Raw genomic sequence first — 15,971 nt, 5'->3', positions numbered from 1 at the left:
AATGCTGATGGCGTATCTCCTATTCTTCCATTTATACTCATAGTTAGTAGTTTTGGAGCATCCTCATGTCCAAACCATTGCTGACGGGCTGTTAACCTAACCTTGGCACAATTGGCAACTCCAGCCATAGACGGGTGAATTAAATAATAATTATCAGTAAGATAATCAGTGTATATAGGCAGACCTTCTTGTGAAATACTAATTTTAACACATAGCGCTATTAATAGTATTGTAAATATATTTTTTAATCTCATAAACTTTTCTACAAGTAGGTTTGGTGTTATACAAACGTCTTGATTCTTAAAAAATTACACAAAAAAAAGATAAAGACTCCTTTTACCTTTTTTAAATCCTAAAACTAGGATATGAATCCAAATATATGGATAACTATAGTTTTCTTTTAGTATTTTTGAAAAAAAATAGCTAAAATGAGTACTTTCAAGGTTTCTGTGCAAGAAACATCTAATGACACTATAATTAAATTTGAGGTTAATCAATTTATAACAAATCATCAAAGCTTTGAATTTAATAATATAGATGATGCTAAACCATCACCTTTAGCACAACAATTGTTTTATTTACCATTTGTGAAAAAGGTTTATATCTCTGGTAATTTTATTGCTGTGGAGCGATTTGACATCGTGCAATGGGCAGATGTACAAGAAGAAGTTTCTGAACAGATTGAAGCTTATCTAAATAATGGTGGCGTTGTAATAATTGAGGATGAAGCACCCAAAAAAGTTCCCGTAACTGTTTATGCAGAAGCCACTCCCAACCCAGCGGTAATGAAGTTTGTTGCTAACAAAAAGATAGTAACATCACTTTTTGAGTTCACATCAATTGATGAAGCAAAATTATCTCCTTTAGCTTCAGAGTTATTTCATTTTCCATTTGTAAAAAGTGTTTTTATTGAAGAAAACTACGTTTCTATTACAAAATATGATGTTTCTGAATGGCAAGACATCACTATTGAAATTAGAGAGTTTATAAAATATTTTATTGAAAGTGGTAAAGAAATAGTACATCCCGAAGCTGCTGAAAAACTAGAAAAAACCACAGAACAATTAGACACCAATTTTGATGGTCTTGATGATACTTCAAAAGAAATCATTAATATCCTAGAAGAATACATAAAACCTGCTGTAGCTAGTGATGGAGGAAATATTCAATTTATTTCTTACGACGAAACCTCTAAAAACGTAAGCGTGTTGCTTCAAGGAGCATGTAGTGGATGTCCATCATCTACATTCACACTAAAAAATGGTATTGAAAATATGCTAAAACAAATGCTTCCAGGTAAGGTAGAAATGGTGGAAGCTATAAATGGTTAATACTTCTAAGTGACTTTTTTAGAATTAACGGTTCTTAACTATAAACAAAAGAATAATTTGTTAATCTAAATTAAATTTTATCATGGCAGTATTAAAAGTAATTGAAGTTTTATCAAACTCAGATAAAAGTTGGGAAGACGCAACTAAAAAAGCCGTTAAACACGCATCAAAAAGCGTAAAAAACATCCGTTCTGTATATATTCAAGACCAAAGTGCAAGCGTTAAAAATGGTGACGTTACAGAATTTAGAGTTAACTTAAAAATCACTTTTGAAGTAGATTAAAAGAAAACCCTTAAAATCAATTTAAAATTAAGCGTTCATTTCATGAACGCTTTTTTATGTCTTATATTTATGCGTTTACAAAACCTATGAAACAGACATCTTTTATAACATTGCTTATAATAACCTTATTACTAAGCTGTAAGGGTCAGAACGAAAATAACATGAACCACAAATACACTAACGACCTTATAAACGAAACAAGCCCATACCTGTTACAACATGCGCATAACCCAGTAGATTGGAAAGCTTGGAATGATAATACATTGGCCGAGGCAAAAGCCGAAAAAAAACTTATGCTTATTAGTGTTGGCTATTCTGCATGCCATTGGTGCCATGTTATGGAACATGAGAGTTTTGAAGATAGTCTTGTGGCTCAGGTAATGAATAAAAACTTCATTAATATAAAAGTTGACAGAGAAGAACGGCCAGATGTAGATCAGGCTTATATGAATGCCGTTTACTTATTGAATAATGGCAATGGTGGTTGGCCACTAAACGTTATTGCTTTACCTGACGGAAGACCTATTTGGGGAGGTACCTATTTTCCTAAAAAACAATGGATAAGTATTCTTGAACAAATCACTAAATTATATACCGAGAGTCCAGATAAACTTTATCAACAAGCTGATAATGTAGAAAAAGGTCTTAAGGCCATTGATATGGTAGAGCTTAATACAGATAAGCCAATATTTGAAAGTGAATTTATTGAAACTGCAGTAAAAACATGGTCTGCACAATTTGATAATAATCTTGGAGGCCCAAATAGAGCTCCTAAGTTTATGATGCCCAATAACTATCAATTTTTATTGCGTTATGCCTATCAAAACAATGACCAAGAACTTTTAAATTATGTAAACCTCACTCTTACAAAAATGGCATATGGAGGTGTTTTTGATCAAATTGGTGGCGGTTTTTCAAGATATTCTGTGGACACCAAATGGCATGTACCTCATTTTGAAAAAATGCTTTACGACAATGGACAATTGGTGAGTTTATACGCTGATGCCTACTTAGTAACTAAAAATGAACTATACAAAAACATTGTAGAAGAAACCTTAGAATATGTAAAAAGGGATATGACCACAAAGGAAGGTGCTTTCTACTCTTCTCTTGATGCTGATAGTATAAATTCTGAAGGCAAATTAGAAGAAGGGGCTTTTTACGTATGGAATAAAGAAGAACTACAAGCACTTATTGGTGATGATTTCGATTTGTTTTCAGATTATTATAACATAAACAACTTCGGGCTTTGGGAACATGGCAATTATGTACTGATAAGAAAAGATAATGATGAAACTATTCTAGAAAAGCATAAAATCACACAAAGTGAATTGGAGAATAAAAAAAATACTTGGAAAAGCACACTTCTTGAAGTAAGAAACAAACGTCCAGAACCAAGGTTAGATGATAAAACACTTACCTCTTGGAATGGTTTAATGCTTAAAGGGTATATTGACGCTTATAGAGTATTTCATAATCCCGAATATTTGGAAACTGCCATAAAAAATGCCCAGTTTATCTCAAATAATATGATTCAGGAGGATGGTGCGCTCTTTCATACTTTTAAAGAAGGTGAAAGTAAATTTAATGGATACCTTGAAGATTATGTAACCGTTATTGATGCCTATATTGCTTTATATGAAAACACACTTGACACTAAATGGCTTAGTACCGCCAGAGATTTAGCAAATTATACTTTTGATAAATTTTATGATGAAAATAGCAGTATGTTTTACTTTACTTCAAATGATGATGCTTCTTTGGTATCAAGAAGTATAGAGTATAGAGACAATGTAATTCCTGGGAGCAACTCTATTATGGCAAAAAACCTTTTTAAGTTGGCTCATTATTATGATAATTCTCATTATAGTAAAACGGCAATGACCATGTTGAACAATGTAAAACCAGAAATGCAAGAGTATGCTTCAGGCTACTCAAACTGGTTGGATTTAATGCTTAATTATACTAGTCCTTTCTATGAGGTAGCTATTGTTGGAAAAGATGCACAGGAGAAAATAACAGAATTAAACCAAACATATCTTCCTAATAAACTCATAGCTGGAAGTACTGGTGAAAGTAATATGCCATTATTGTTAAATAGATTCAACCCTGAAGCTACATTAATTTATGTATGTGTAAATAAAGCTTGTAAACTACCTGTATCTGAAATTGATAAAGCTATTGAATTTTTAAAAGAATGACCACAATAACCATTATTTTAATTACAATTGTTGCACTTGAGCATTTTTATTTTCTCATTCTTGAAATGTTCCTCTGGACAAAACCCAAAGGCATTAAAACTTTTGGTTTAAAATCTAAAGAATTTGCTGAAGAGTCCAAGGTTCTAGCAGCTAATCAGGGGCTTTATAATGGGTTCTTAGCTACAGGATTAATATATGCCATGATAAAAAATGACATAGAAATTGCAATTTTCTTTCTTATTTGTGTGACCGTAGCTGGAATTTATGGGTCATACTCAACAAAGCAAATAAAACTATTTTATATTCAAGCAGTACCAGCTATAGCAGCCTTAATTTCTTGTTTTTTATAAAATAGAATTAATGATTTTTTCATACTCCAAAAGTTGAAAAAATTGGATATAGTTTTTAATTTTATAACTCAAAATAAATAACACACATTATGGATATTAGTAAGTATCTCGAAATTGCTCAAAACTTCATTGTAGATTACGGAATTAAAGTTATAGGTGCCATTGTCATTTGGATTATTGGTTCTTGGCTTATAAAAAAAATAATACGAGGCATTAGCAAAGTCATGTCTAAAAACAACTATGATGTAAGCTTGCAAAAGTTCCTTCTAAACTTAATTGGTTGGGGCTTAAAAATATTACTTTTCTTAGTTATTCTTTCCCAATTAGGAATTGAAACCACCTCTTTTGCTGCAATTTTAGCTGCTGCCGGTTTAGCTGTTGGTATGGCACTTCAGGGTTCTTTAGGAAACTTTGCGGGTGGGGTTTTAATAATGATTTTCAAACCATTTAAAATAGGAGATTTAATTGAAGGACAAGGTGAATTAGGTGTGGTTAAAGAAATAGAAATTTTCACAACCAAACTAACAGGCTTATCAAATAGAGAAATCATTATCCCTAATGGAGCGCTTTCAAATGGTAATATAATTAATTACTCTACAGAAGGCACGAGACGTGTTGACTTGGTGTTTGGCGTAAGCTATGACGCAGACATCAAACAATCAAAAGAGGTTATAATGAATGTACTAACATCTCATCCAAAAATATTAAAAGATCCTGCCCCAGCTGTTACTGTTCTTGAACTAGCTGATAGTTCAGTGAATTTTGCTGTTAGACCATGGTGTAAGACTGACCATTACTGGGACGTATATTTTGATGTAACCGAAAACGTAAAAGAAGCTCTCGATAAAGCTGGAATTGAAATTCCTTACCCACATCAAGTGGAGATTCAGAAAAAAGGTTAATAATTAATTAACGGCTTATTAGATTTTTTTTATTGGCCATATCAATATTATTTTTTCTTAATGGATTCACTCAAGAATCCATTAAGAAAAAATATAATACCCAAATTTCCTCCAGTAAGCTTCCTAAAGAGATACTTCAAACACATATTAGAGTTCCCAATTATGAGAATATGAAATCTGAGGGATCTCCTTATATAAGTAATTATTCGGGGCTTAAAAAAAATCTTCCTGTTGGAAAAATCTTTAACAAGAACATGCAGCATATAGGAAGCGCCTTTGTTATTTATAATGCCTATACCGATTACATGGAGATTTCTGCTTTTGAAGATGGGGTAGATTACTACCAATTAAAAGCACTTCCGGACTACCTATATATAGTTTTTCGAGATAAAAAATATAGAGCCTACAACTATAATAACAAGTTAGGCTACTTCGTAATCCTCTCTGAAAATGACTGGGAACCTGCTACTTTATTAAAAAAAGAGGAAATTATTTACCTAAAAGAATACAAATCTACTGGTAATAGTTTTGTGTCTGATACACCCGCTGCCTTTAGAAGGTTAAAAGACATTTATTATATAAAAATTGAGGGTGATTTACATGAAGTATCAAAAAACAAAAATGCTACTATTAATATGTTTAAATCGAAACACAAAGAGATAACTGGTTTTATAAAATCAAAGAATTTAAAACTAAAAGGAGAGGTGGACCTTTTAATTCTATGTAATTATTATAATTCTCTAACAAAGAATTAACTCTTAAGACTTGGGTTTTAAAGCCACAAAATCTTTCAAGTAATAAGGTTCAAAATAGGCGACATCTTCGGTGCCTCTTTTTTTATATTTACTAAATGCTAACACACCCATATCATTAGCCGAAGGCAACCTATCTTCAATGAAAATGGCATTATGATGACTGATGAGTTCCTTTGTTTTTTCAACGCCATTTCCTATAAAATACACCTTTCCTTTTTCTAGATAATCTGTAAAAGAAGTTTCATCTAAAATTTGCGCTTGAGTTTCTCTAATTTGATTATGCTTAGAGTCATAAATAGCAGAATACACTTCCATTCTTCTAGCATCTAACATAGCTACAACAACCCCGTTGTCACAACTTATTTGTTGCGCTAAAGCGTCTAACGTTGGAACAGAAATTAATGGTTTATCTAAAGCGAAAGACAAACCTTTAGCTGCAGAAACCCCAATGCGTAAACCAGTATAAGACCCAGGACCTTTACTAATTGCAATGGCATTCAATTCAGTTTTACTAATGTTCGCTTCTTTTAAAACATCATCAATAAATACATGTAATTTTTCTGCATGCGAATAGCCATTTCTACTGTCTTCTTTTAAAGCAATAGTTTTTCCATCCTTTGAAAGCGCCACTGAACAATTGGTAGTTGCGGTTTCTATATTAAGTATTAGTGCCAAATTAATAAGTTATAGTTTTTCCCATGTAAAAATCTAAAACTTTTGTCTTAAAAACAAAATCATACTTAGCATTTATTAAAGATGACATGGCATTTATAAACTGAACTCTAGCTTGCTCTAAGTCAAATGCGGTCATAGCCCCAATATCATAACGTTCTTTGGCATTATTAAATGCCAATTCTTGAGATGACAATGATGATTTTGCAGCCACATAAGCTTTTAATGCGACTTGGGCATCTGTAAATGCACGTTGAATATTAGATTCCAAATTTAATTTGACTTGATTAAAACCAAGTTTTGCATTTTCTTCGGCAATTTGAGATTTAGCTACCGAGGTTTTATTTTGAAATCTTGAAAAAATGGGAATGCTCACATTTAAATTGAAACTGTGCCCCCTATTATCATTTAATTGTTGAAAAAAGGAATTATCGCTTGTTAAATTTGAAAAATTAGCTCCAGCATTATACCCATAGCCAAATGAAACATTGGGTAAATAACCACTCTTAGAAATTTTGGTTCCTACTTCTGCGTTTTCAATATTTTTTTCGGCCACCTTTATTTCATTTCTGTTTTGAAACGCGTATTCCAAAACTGGTTCTATACTTTTATACATTAAGGTTTCAGAAGGATTATCAATTTCGATTATTTCAACATCAAAATCAGCAAATGGCACTTGTAACAATTGAGATAAAGACAGTAATGCTAAATTAAAGTTGTTTTCAGCTATAGTAACTTGTTGCGCATCTCTACTTAAGGTAGCCTGAGCATCATAAATATTTGCCTTGGGTTGCACGCCAGCATCTACCAAATCTTCAACTTGTTCCAACTGTTTTTTACTAAACTCGTATTGCGCTTGTGCCGTTTCTAAATTTTCTCTATTGAACAAAACATTCAAATAGGCATTGGCCACATTCAAAGAAATATCATCTTTTATTCTAGCCAATTCAAACTCATTAGCTTCCAAATTAATTTGGGATTGCTTGTATATATAAGTATTTCTAAAACCATTAAAAACGGTTTGTGATACACTAAGGCCTATACTTGTTGAGTGAAATCTTCTATCAACAAAATTACCAGCAAACAACTCTGCTTGCCCTAAACTCATAGATTGGTTAATTCCTGCACCCAGTGATGGATAAAATTGTCCCTTTGCAGCAATGACATCTTGTTCATTTGATAGTAAAGTGTTCTCTCCTTGCTTTACAGTAATGTTATTCTCTAAAGCATGCGAAACACATTCTTGGAGTGTCCATTTTTTTTGCTGCCCAAAACTTAGAATAGATGCAAAAAATAATGTTATTAAAAGTGTCTTTTTCATATGTCTTCTATTATTTATCCTCTTCATCTGCACTTTCCTTTTCGTCATCAGAAGCTTTGTTCCAAACCTTAATTTCATCACCCTCTTTAACACCTTCTGTAACTTCAACATTGATTCCATCAGACAGCCCTAATTCAATCTTTTGCTTTTTGAATTTTCCATCCTCTCCTTTTATCTCAACAAATGGTTTTTCTGTAATTCTGTTAAATTGAACCAGAGCTTCCTTAATACTGAGTACACTATCTTTATTTTCAATATCAATTTCTGCATTGGCACTATAACCTGCTCTAATATTATTGGTTGCTTCAATTTCAACATCAGCCTTAATAGTAAATTGAACTGCGCCTGCGTTATCAGTCACTCCTTTTGGTGCTACAAACATCAATTTTGCAGGAAACTTTTTCTCATTTAGCGCCCCAATAACAATATCTATAGGTTTGCCCTCTTCAAGCAACGCAACCTCAGATTCATCAACCTGACCTTCGAAAATCATTTTATTCATATTCGCCACAGTGGCAATGGTAGTTCCGGCATTAAAATTATTACTTTGTATTACCTGGTCTCCAATCCTTACCGGAATTTCTAAAATGGTTCCTGAAATTTGAGCCACAATACTGGTGTTTGCCAAACGTTGACCTGAAATAGAACCTTGTCGGACAATTTGATAATCGTTTTGTGCTTGTTTTAAAGCTTCATTAGATTGATTTAATGACAACTCACTATTCTCAAAATCTTGTTTAGAAATCACTCCCTTTTCAAAAAGAATTTTATTTCTTTTGAAGAGTGTATTTGCATTATCAAAAGACAAGCGTGCTGTATTTACTCTACTATTGGCACTTGCTAAGGCTTGCTCATTAGGAACAATTCTAATTTTGGCAATTAAATCTCCTTTTTGAACTAAGTCTCCTTCCTCTACCAAAATATCATCGATAATCCCAGAAATTTGAGGTTTTAATTGGATTTCTTCTTCCGGATTAAGACTACCCGTTGCAACTACCTTAGAATTTATTGTTGTGAAAAAAGGTTGCTCAACCTCAAAGTCTTCACGCTCATTTGAGTTAGCATCTTTAAAATATTTTAAGACTGCTACAAACGCAAGTAGCACCACAATTCCGATAATAATTTTTACTGATTTATTCATTTTATGTAATTCTATTTTTTTTACTCTTCTCTTAATGCATCAATTGGCTTAACACTTGTTGCTTTATTAGCAGGAATAAGCCCTATTAATGTTCCTAATACGACCACAATTAACAAAGCGAAAAACACGATGCCTATTGGTACTGATGGATTCCGCATAAAAGGTTCTTCGCTATCTAACATGGATTGATTAAACCACATTAAAATTAAACCACCTGTAATAATGCCAATAAAACCCGCCACTAGTGAAAGTGTTACAGATTCTACTATAATCTGCTTTTTTATCATTATAGGCGTAGCTCCTAGCGCTCTTCTAATTCCAATTTCTTTAGTGCGTTCTTTTACGGTTATTAATAATATACCTCCAATAGCAAAAACACCAGCAATTAATGTTGCCAACCCAACAAACCAAGTTAAAAACTGCATGCCTTTTAAAAACCCGGTAAACTGACTAAACTGATCTCCTAAATTAAAACCAAAAAAAGCTCTATTGTCATTAGGGTGTACTTTTTTAAGGTTTTTAAGCAACAACTTTACATCAGCATCAATCTGATTAATATCATATTCTGGCTTACCCGTAACCATCATCCAACCTATTCTATCTCCCCGATTATATAATTGCTGAAATGTTGTAAAAGGCATATGACCATCTAGTTGTGGCCCTCCAAAATTAACCACTTTAAACACCCCTATTACCGTGAAACTTGTATTACTTACAGTAACCAGCTCTCCTATAGGGTCTTCATCTTTTTCAAAAAGTTGTTTATAAACATCTTCTGAAATAACAATTACTTTTCTTCGTTCATCAATATCTCTTTGATTGATAAATCGACCTAAAGTCAAGTCGGGTTTAGCAACAACATTTAAAAGTGGAAAATCCCCAGTAATATTAAACGTTCCAGAAAATGTTTTTCTGCTCATTTTAGAATTACCCATATTACGGGGAACTACAAATTCAACACCTTCAACATTTTCTTCTACCTTTTTTGCATCATCTAATCTTAATATAATTGGCCTTCCCTCTTCATAACCCTTAAATGGCATACTTGTTCTACCACCCCCAATAAAAACACTATTAGTAGCGAAATCTTCAAAAAGCACATTAAAGTTATTTTCAATACCCCTTGCAGAACCTAACAAACCAATAAGCAATAGAATTCCCCACCAAACACCAACCATGGTCAAGACAGACCTAAGTGTATTTTTTTTAAGGCTACCAAATACTTCTTGCCAAGTATCTCTATCAAATAAAAACCTAAATATTTTAACCATCTCTTAATGCAATTATAGGTTTAATCTTTGAAGCTCTTTTAGCCGGTAAAAACCCAGCCAATGTTCCTGCCATTATTAAAATTAATGTTGCCGAAATAACAATGTTTGGGTGCACCTGTGGGTCTGTAATAAAATAATCTTTTAAACTAGGCCCAACCCATTCTAAAACTCCTATACCAATTAATAATCCAATGTATCCAGCCAAAGCAGTAACCAAAACAGATTCCATTAAAATTATGGATACAATTGATCTAGGAGACGCTCCTAAAGCTTTTCTAATTCCTATTTCCTTGGTGCGCTCTTTTACTATGAATATCATAATGTTACTGATACCAACTATACCCGCAATTAAAGTTCCTAAGCCGATAATGAATATAAGAACCCGTAAGCCCCAAGTCATTGTTTCTATGCCTTTAGTTTGTAAAGCCATATTATTGACCCTAATAGCACGTTGATCTGTTGGAGCCACATCTTTTCGTTGCTTCATTTTTTTTGTAAGATCTGAACCAAAAGTCAATGCCTCATCAGACGACATTTTTTTATTATATGTAATATTGATTTCCTCAATAAAATCCTTACTCAAATAAATGTGCTGGATTGTTGTAACAGGCACATAAGCCAAACGCTCTTGTGAATCTCCTCCATTATCCGTAAAAACTCCAACAACCTTATAATTTATACCTTCGGCATTAATATATTGACCCAAGGCAGATTCTTTCCCAAACAAATCTTCTTCAATCAATCTACCAATTGCAATAACTTTATTGTGATTTTTAACATCGTTTAGATTTACAAATCGTCCATCTTTAATTTTTACTTTTTCGATATGCTGTGCATCAGGTTGAACACCAAGTATAAAATAACTTCCTTTTTTATTACTCCATGAAACTTGAAAGTTTCTAGATATTTTTGGTGTTATATATTCTATTTTATCTTTAAACTCATTTTTAATGTAGTCTATGTCTTTATTATAAAGAAATACACTTCTATCTACCTGAAGCCCTTTATAAGGTTTTGATGTTCTTCCACTATAAACATACAATGCGTTATCTGCTGTCTGTACAAAAAACTGATCAAAGGTGTTCTCCAAACCATTAGCTATACCAAAAAGAATAGTAAATAATGAAATGGCAAATGCCACCGTAAAACCAGATAACAGACCTCTAGTTCTATTCTTAATAATACTCTGAAATATTTCCCGCCAAAGGTCTAAATCAAACATGCTTCTTAGCTCTAACTTGGTCTATTTTAGTATCCTCCATAATTACACCATCTCGTAAACGAACAATACGCTTACACATATGCGCAATATCATCTTCGTGAGTTACCATTAAAATGGTTTTCCCTTCATCATTTAATTGCTGAATGAACTCCATAATTTCATAGGAAGTATTCATATCTAAGGCACCTGTGGGCTCATCTGCTAATAACAATTTAGGGTTTGCTGCCAAGGCTCTAGCAATAGCAACTCTTTGATTTTGACCACCAGACAACTCCTTCGGTAAATGATGTGCCCAATCTGTTAGCCCGACTTTACCTAAATGAAATAAAGCTTTTTCTTGACGCTCTTTACGCTTCATTCCCTGATAATACAATGGAAGGGCCACATTCTCTAATGCATTTTTATAATTGATAAGATTGAAGGATTGAAAAATAAATCCTAAAAACTTGTTTCTATAAAGCGCTGCTTTCTTTTCAGTAAGATCTTTTATGGGGAGACCATCCAAAATATATTCGCCAGAATCAGCATGGTCTAACATACCAATAATGTTAAGCAACGTAGATTTACCAGATCCTGAAGACCCCATGATAGCTACCATTTCACCGTCTTCAACTGACAGGTCTATTCCTTTTAAAACATGTAAATGAGAGTCTCCTATGGGATAGGATTTGTGTAAATCGCGTATTTCTAACATTCTTTAAGGAGTTTTGAAAGCCTAACGGCTTAAATATTAGACTCATTAAGCAAAGGAATGTTACAAAAAATTCATAGGAAAGTTTTTGTTATTTTTTTAACGTCCCGTACTTTCTATAAATAAAGAATATAATGCCTCCAACAAGTATATAAGGTATGGCCATAAGGTATACAATACCATCGTTAATACCCTCGGCAGCCGTCATTCCTTCTTCGCTTTCTAATACCGCTCTACACATGGCGCATTGCGCATTACTTTTTAGAAAAAAGAAAAAAGAAAAAAGAAAAAAGATTGATTTATGCTTCATTTTAATAATAAGGTGATATCATCATATAAACTACTACACCAGTAATAGCCACATACAACCATAAAGGGAATGTAATTTTAGCTATTTTTTTATGCTTTTCAATATTGTTTGTAATAGCCCTTACATAAGTAATTAATACAAACGGAATAACCGCAATAGACATTACAATATGCGTGATTAAAACAAAATAATAAATATATTTTTCAACACCATCTCCTCCAAATTTAGTAGAGTCACTTGTAATATGATAAGCTATATACATTAGCAAAAATAAAACCGATAAAACAATGGCAAAAGTCATTAAGCATTCGTGAAGTTTCCTTTTTTTGTTTTGAATAGCGATAAATGCGAATACCAATACAAATGCAGTAATAGCATTAACACACGCATAAATAGGTGGTAAAAACACAGGTAATTCATAATCTACCTTAATCCCAAAAAGCGCAGCAACTGCTAATGGAATAGCTATAGATAATACAACTATAAGTTTATCGTACTTTTTATCGTTTGAAATGTTTTCTTGATTACTCATTGAGTAGTTTTTTAATATCTTCTTTTAAAGCACTTATCTGCTCTTTCTGACCTTCGTCATTCACTTGCTCTTCTTCTGAAGTAATTCCCTCATAATAAATAATTGGGTTTCCAGAATTATCCTTTCTACAACGTATAAATCCGTTTTTATCAATTAAAGCAAAATTACCTGAATGTTCAAAGCCTCCTTCTACATCTTTATTCTCAGCAGCATAAATATAAAAACCTTCGTTTGCCAAATTATATATAGCTTCCTTTTCGCCAGTCATTAAATGCCAATTAGGATTGGTTATACCATAGTTGTCTGCGTATGCCTTTAATACTTCTGATGTATCGTGCTTTGGATTAATAGTGAATGACGCCACACCAAAATTTTCAAAATCATTAAAAGTATTTTGGATTTTTACCAAGTTATGATTCATTCTGGGACAAATAGTTGGACAGGTAGTAAAAAAGAATTCAATCACATAAACCTTTCCTTCGTAATCTTTATTGGTTATGATTTTACCATTTTGATTGGTGAAACTAAAGTCAGGCACTTTTTTATTACTACCGTTTGCGTCAGGAATAAAAAGTAAATCTGAAGATGAAGTTTCTTTATCATCTGCATAATCGCTTCTACTTTCATTTCTAATAATATCTTCATTAGAAATTCTGTCTACAATTCTAGGAATAAAAATTATTCCAAAAAGTAGAATTATAAAGGCTATACCTATATATGAATAATTAGTTTTCTTCATCTGTATTTTTTAAGTCGTTAGCTCGCCTTATGTCAGTATTAAACTCACCTTTCCTTTTCTGCCTATACTCCGTAAATAATATACGCATATCTTCACTCATCTTATTTTTAATAGTTGCTACTTCAATACAATTATAGGCGTTCAATCCATAAACCGGTCTATCTTTTTCAATATCGTTATCAGACCTGTCATCTATTCTACCACGCTGGTTTAGTTCTTTGTCTATGATAAAAACATCATCTGTTGCCAATGCGTTATCTAAAGTGGGCACTACTCTAATACTTCTATATAATTTCTTGATATTCTCAGGACTTCCAAAAACAAAATGCCAAAATCTTAAATCTTCATATTGACTAATCTCTTCTTTAAGGGTCTCAGCAACTTCTTCCGTTCCTTCAGGTACTACTATAACCACCTGAAACTTTTTAAATCCTTTAAACTTATCATACACCAACTCTTTCAAATTAGAGGCTGCAGTAGATTTATCCATGGGATTCATTCCAAAAAAACCCAAAACAGTTATATTCTCTTCTAATGAAATTGGTGTTCCTGTATTAGACGAGAAAGCTTTTAATTCTATTACGTCTTCATTCACAATATCTAGGGGATTGTAATTGTGCGTAGCGGGATACAACAGCAACAAAAAGGTCACAGGAAGAAAGAACAAAATCCCTAAAATAGTATACCTACCAACTTTCTTTATATCCATTAAATATTTGTTTATTAAGTCTTTAAATAGATTATGCAAAAATAAAAAAGGTGGTTCTTATAAACCACCTTTTATACTATATTTTAACAGATTAACTCTGTTTAGAAATCTCTTTTAATAAAACCGTCTTTATAAACGTCAAAAACGTATCCTCCTTCTTGTAATAAAATGAATATTAAATAAAGGATTAAGAAAATTGCAGTCCAAACAACAGCGCGCCTTAAACCTTTAGTTTCATCACGCATGTGCATGAAATCCCAAGTAATGTAATACGCTTTAACTATGGTAAGGATGATAAAAATCCAGTTTAAAAGTTTCATTCCTAAAACTGGTGCCAATGACCAACTTGGTTTTACAATACCCAAAGCAACCTCAACAGTAGTTACTATAGATAGTAATATCAAAACCCCCCAGATTTTCTGAGTATTTGACTTAAATTTTATTAGACCTCTTAATATTGCTAAATTATGTGCGTGTGCCATGTCTTTTTAAATCTGTTTTTTGAATTAAACTAGGTAGAAGAATGTAAATACAAATACCCAAACTAAATCTACAAAGTGCCAGTATAATCCCACTTTCTCAACCATTTCGTAACTCTTACGTCTTTCGTATGTTCCTAATACTACATTAAAGAAAATGATGATATTAATAAGTACACCAGAAAATACGTGGAAACCGTGGAAACCTGTAATAAAGAAAAAGAAGTCTGCGAATAATGGAGAACCATATTCATTTACATGTAGATTTGCTCCTTCAACAACTAATTTCCCGTTTTCTTTTATTTGTCTTAATGATTCGGCTCTAGACAAAACTGTTTTTTCACCTTCTTCATTAATTATCTGAGTTCTCACTAAAACATTATCATGAGCTTCTAAACCATTTACTACTTCTTCAACCGTGTAAGTTGGTAAAGTTCCTTCAGAAGTAAACCACAGGCCACTTTTACGTTCGTCTTGAACTCTTTCTTTATGCGTATCTGCAACAACAAAATCTTTAAGCGCTACACGGTGACCTTCGGTATCAACAAATTGTAATATGTTACCACCTTTAGTTTGTACAGCACCATAATCCCCTTTAATGAAAGTATTCCACTCCCAGGCCTGAGACCCAACGAATATTAAACCTCCAATAATGGTTAAGAACATGTATAAAGTAACTTTGGCCTTGTTTAAATGATGACCTGCATCAACAGCTAAAACCATAGTTACCGATGACATAATAAGTACAAATGTCATGAAAGCCACATAGTACATTGGTGCATTTACCCCGTGTAAAAACGGAAAGTGAGTAAACACCTCATCGGCTATTGGCCATGAATCAATAAATTTAAATCTAGAAAATCCATAGGCTGCTAAAAAGCCTGAAAATGTTAATGCATCTGAAACGATGAAAAACCACATCATCATTTTACCGTAACTTGCTTTTAACGGTTGGTTACCGCCTCCCCAAGTTTTTCCTTCTGTATCAGCATTTACAACTGTAGTACTCATATATAATGGTTGTTATTTAAAAAAGTTGCACAAAAATAATCATTTTATTTA

19 protein-coding genes are annotated in these 15,971 nt (G+C 32.7%); 6 read left to right on the top strand and 13 right to left on the bottom strand.

All coding sequences use genetic code 11. From position 1 onward, the window contains the following. On the bottom strand, positions 1-254 hold a 254-nt coding region (locus FUA22_RS13285), incomplete at its 3' end, for a type IX secretion system membrane protein PorP/SprF (RefSeq protein ID WP_147769041.1). A 174-nt stretch (positions 255-428) separates the two neighbouring features. Here FUA22_RS13285 and FUA22_RS13280 point away from each other — a divergent pair. The 6 genes from FUA22_RS13280 (at position 429) to FUA22_RS13255 (ending at position 5,822) form a co-directional block, all read left to right on the top strand. Further along, complete coding sequence (locus FUA22_RS13280) at positions 429-1,331, top strand: NifU family protein (protein WP_147769040.1); 903 nt, start codon at positions 429-431, stop codon at positions 1,329-1,331. Between the two features lie 82 nt (positions 1,332-1,413). Next, the gene (locus FUA22_RS13275) at positions 1,414-1,614 is read left to right on the top strand and encodes a dodecin family protein (RefSeq protein ID WP_147769039.1); all 201 of its coding nucleotides are present in this window, start codon (positions 1,414-1,416) and stop codon (positions 1,612-1,614) included. A 161-nt stretch (positions 1,615-1,775) separates the two neighbouring features. Then, on the top strand, positions 1,776-3,815 hold the full coding sequence (locus FUA22_RS13270) for a thioredoxin domain-containing protein (RefSeq protein ID WP_147769038.1): 2,040 nt from the start codon (positions 1,776-1,778) through the stop codon (positions 3,813-3,815). Then, the gene (locus FUA22_RS13265) at positions 3,812-4,165 is read left to right on the top strand and encodes a DUF1304 domain-containing protein (RefSeq protein WP_147769037.1); all 354 of its coding nucleotides are present in this window, start codon (positions 3,812-3,814) and stop codon (positions 4,163-4,165) included. The genes FUA22_RS13270 and FUA22_RS13265 overlap by 4 nt, the downstream gene beginning before the upstream one ends. A gap of 89 nt (positions 4,166-4,254) precedes the next feature. Beyond that, positions 4,255-5,067: a mechanosensitive ion channel family protein gene (locus FUA22_RS13260; protein ID WP_147769036.1), complete on the top strand. Its 813-nt coding sequence runs from the start codon at positions 4,255-4,257 to the stop codon at positions 5,065-5,067. A gap of 170 nt (positions 5,068-5,237) precedes the next feature. Then, complete coding sequence (locus tag FUA22_RS13255; protein ID WP_147769035.1) at positions 5,238-5,822, top strand: hypothetical protein; 585 nt, start codon at positions 5,238-5,240, stop codon at positions 5,820-5,822. 3 nt (positions 5,823-5,825) lie between these two features. Here the strand turns inward: FUA22_RS13255 and tsaB are convergent, their stop codons facing one another. The 12 genes from tsaB to FUA22_RS13195 all read right to left on the bottom strand — a co-directional run bounded on the left by tsaB (position 5,826) and on the right by FUA22_RS13195 (position 15,920). Next, entirely contained in the window at positions 5,826-6,497 is a 672-nt protein-coding gene (tsaB, locus tag FUA22_RS13250) for a tRNA (adenosine(37)-N6)-threonylcarbamoyltransferase complex dimerization subunit type 1 TsaB (protein ID WP_147769034.1), read from the bottom strand. 1 nt (position 6,498) lies between these two features. Beyond that, a complete protein-coding gene (locus FUA22_RS13245) occupies positions 6,499-7,815 on the bottom strand; it encodes a TolC family protein (protein WP_170309913.1) in 1,317 nt (438 codons plus the stop codon). A 10-nt stretch (positions 7,816-7,825) separates the two neighbouring features. Continuing rightward, complete coding sequence (locus FUA22_RS13240) at positions 7,826-8,956, bottom strand: efflux RND transporter periplasmic adaptor subunit (protein ID WP_147769032.1); 1,131 nt, start codon at positions 8,954-8,956, stop codon at positions 7,826-7,828. 20 nt (positions 8,957-8,976) lie between these two features. Next, a complete protein-coding gene (locus FUA22_RS13235) occupies positions 8,977-10,227 on the bottom strand; it encodes an ABC transporter permease (protein ID WP_147769031.1) in 1,251 nt (416 codons plus the stop codon). Then, the gene (locus FUA22_RS13230; RefSeq protein ID WP_147769030.1) at positions 10,220-11,449 is read right to left on the bottom strand and encodes an ABC transporter permease; all 1,230 of its coding nucleotides are present in this window, start codon (positions 11,447-11,449) and stop codon (positions 10,220-10,222) included. Before FUA22_RS13230 ends, FUA22_RS13235 begins: the two co-directional genes overlap by 8 nt. Continuing rightward, positions 11,442-12,143, bottom strand: coding sequence for an ABC transporter ATP-binding protein (locus FUA22_RS13225; RefSeq protein ID WP_147769029.1), 702 nt, complete (start codon positions 12,141-12,143; stop codon positions 11,442-11,444). Before FUA22_RS13225 ends, FUA22_RS13230 begins: the two co-directional genes overlap by 8 nt. 88 nt (positions 12,144-12,231) lie before the next feature. Beyond that, positions 12,232-12,450: a hypothetical protein gene (locus FUA22_RS13220; protein WP_147769028.1), complete on the bottom strand. Its 219-nt coding sequence runs from the start codon at positions 12,448-12,450 to the stop codon at positions 12,232-12,234. Between the two features lies 1 nt (position 12,451). After that, on the bottom strand, positions 12,452-12,982 hold the full coding sequence (locus FUA22_RS13215; RefSeq protein WP_147769027.1) for a DUF420 domain-containing protein: 531 nt from the start codon (positions 12,980-12,982) through the stop codon (positions 12,452-12,454). After that, positions 12,975-13,721: an SCO family protein gene (locus FUA22_RS13210; protein WP_147769026.1), complete on the bottom strand. Its 747-nt coding sequence runs from the start codon at positions 13,719-13,721 to the stop codon at positions 12,975-12,977. Before FUA22_RS13210 ends, FUA22_RS13215 begins: the two co-directional genes overlap by 8 nt. Continuing rightward, on the bottom strand, positions 13,708-14,430 hold the full coding sequence (locus FUA22_RS13205) for a hypothetical protein (protein ID WP_147769025.1): 723 nt from the start codon (positions 14,428-14,430) through the stop codon (positions 13,708-13,710). Before FUA22_RS13205 ends, FUA22_RS13210 begins: the two co-directional genes overlap by 14 nt. A gap of 101 nt (positions 14,431-14,531) precedes the next feature. Continuing rightward, entirely contained in the window at positions 14,532-14,912 is a 381-nt protein-coding gene (locus FUA22_RS13200) for a cytochrome C oxidase subunit IV family protein (protein WP_147769024.1), read from the bottom strand. A gap of 24 nt (positions 14,913-14,936) precedes the next feature. After that, positions 14,937-15,920, bottom strand: a complete 984-nt coding sequence (locus FUA22_RS13195; protein ID WP_147769023.1) for a cytochrome c oxidase subunit 3 — start codon at positions 15,918-15,920, stop codon at positions 14,937-14,939. Positions 15,921-15,971: the final 51 nt, after the last annotated feature.

The sequence above is a fragment of the Seonamhaeicola maritimus genome (assembly GCF_008056315.1).
GTDB lineage: Bacteria > Bacteroidota > Bacteroidia > Flavobacteriales > Flavobacteriaceae > Seonamhaeicola > Seonamhaeicola maritimus.
Note: the sequence above shows the minus strand (reverse complement) of the source record. Positions and strands in the feature narration are given on the sequence as shown.